This window comes from Hymenobacter lapidiphilus (assembly GCF_013377885.1).
Lineage (GTDB): Bacteria > Bacteroidota > Bacteroidia > Cytophagales > Hymenobacteraceae > Hymenobacter > Hymenobacter lapidiphilus.
Genome location: NZ_JABKAU010000121.1, coordinates 1 through 218 on the forward strand (window position 1 = coordinate 1; position 218 = coordinate 218).

Below are 218 nucleotides of genomic sequence, written 5' to 3' on the forward strand. Positions count from 1 at the left end.
CACCCCGCCACGGCCGACTTTATGAGCAGCTACCGCGCCCTCGACTACCTGCGCCATCGCGACGATGCGCCGGTGTCGCCCGCCGAAAAAGGCTACGCCCTCAAAGCCCACGGCGCGGGCACCCGCCGCCGGGTCGATACGCTGCTCTGTGCTGTGCTGCTGAGCCGGGTAGACGGCATTCATCTAACGGCGGACGACTGGCTTGACGCTGCCCACCG

1 protein-coding gene is annotated in these 218 nt (G+C 68.3%); it reads left to right on the forward strand.

Annotated features, from left to right (window positions below; genetic code table 11):
- Positions 1-218 (forward strand): hypothetical protein (locus tag HW554_RS20380; RefSeq protein ID WP_176910362.1); only part of this gene is annotated, 218 nt, incomplete at both ends.